At 70.1% G+C, this 1,498-nt stretch carries 1 protein-coding gene; it reads left to right on the plus strand.

Translation table 11 applies throughout. From position 1 onward, the window contains the following. On the plus strand, positions 1-1,498 hold a 1,498-nt coding region (locus Aco03nite_RS00005; RefSeq protein WP_239144796.1), incomplete at both ends, for a beta-ketoacyl reductase.

Below are 1,498 nucleotides of genomic sequence, written 5' to 3' on the forward strand. Positions count from 1 at the left end.
TGCGTTGATGGCCTGGCGTCGTGAGCGGGGTTTGGCGGGGACGTCGCTGGCGTGGGGCTATTGGGCGGATGACAGTGGTCTGACCGCGCATCTGGGTGAGGCGGACCGGGCGCGGATCGCGGGTCAGGGCCTGGTGCCGATGTCGGTGGAGGTGGGGCTGGGTCTGTTCGACGTGGCGTTGGCCTTTCCGGAGTCGTTGCTGGTGCTGACGCCGTGGGATGCGGGGGTGTTGCGGCAGCGGGCGCGGGAGGATCGGTTGCCGGTGGTGTTGCGGTCGCTGGTGAAGGTGCCGGTGCGGCGGGTGGTGGCGCAGACCGGGGAGCAGTCGCTGGAGCAGCGGCTGGCCGGGATGCCGGTGGCGGCGCAGCGGGAGGCGCTGGCGGGTCTGGTGTTGACGCATACCGCGGCGGTGCTCGGTCATGGTGGTGCGGATGGTGTCGATGCGAGCCGGGCGTTCAAGGATCTGGGTTTCGATTCGCTGACCGCTGTGGAGTTGCGTAACCGGCTGAACTCGGCGACCGGTTTGAGATTGCCGGCCACTCTGGTCTTCGACCACCCGACACCCGATGACATCACCACCTACCTGCAGCAACGGCTCACCGGCGACCGGGCGACGGCTGGCGGGCCAGCGGCTGCGGTGACACCGGCCGGACCGGAACTCGACGACGCCGTCGCGGTGGTTGCCATGGCCTGCCGGTTCCCGGGCGGCGTCGGCACCCCCGAGGACCTGTGGGAGCTGCTCGAATCGGGCGCGGACACGGTGACCGGGTTCCCCACCGACCGCGGATGGGACGCCGAGGAGCTCTACGACCCGGACCCCCGGCGCGTCGGTAAGACGTACGTCAAGGCTGGGTCCTTCGTCGAGGACGTGGCCGCCTTCGACGCTGGCTTCTTCGGTATCTCCGGGCGCGAGGCGGCGGCTATGGACCCGCAGCAGCGGCTCCTGCTGGAGATGGCGTGGGAGGTCTGCGAGCGGGCCGGCATCGATCCGTCGACCCTGAAGGGCACCGAGACCGGCGTCTACACGGGCGTGATCCTCAGTGACTACCTCACCCGGATCCGGCGGCCAACCCCTGAGGTGGAGAACTACCTGACCACCGGCGGGTTGAGCAGCGTCGTCTCCGGACGGATCGCCTATACGCTCGGTTTGGAGGGGCCGGCGGTCACCGTCGACACGGCGTGCTCGTCGTCGTTGGTGTCGGTGCATCTGGCGGCGCAGGCGCTGCGGCAGGGCGAGTGCGACCTGGCGCTGGCCGGCGGCGTGAGCGTGATGAGCACTCCGACGCCGTTCGTCGCCTTCTCCCGCCAGCGTGGGCTGTCGCCGGACGGGCGGTGCAAGGCATTCGCCGAGAGCGCCGACGGCACCGGCTGGGGTGAGGGCGCCGGTCTGGTGGTGTTGGAGCGGCTGTCGGATGCGCGGCGTAACGGGCATCGGGTGCTGGCAGTCGTTCGTGGTTCGGCGGTGAATCAGGACGGTGCGTCGAATGGTCTGTCGGCG

Origin of the sequence: Actinoplanes couchii, assembly GCF_016862075.1 — a bacterium.
GTDB lineage: Bacteria > Actinomycetota > Actinomycetes > Mycobacteriales > Micromonosporaceae > Actinoplanes > Actinoplanes couchii.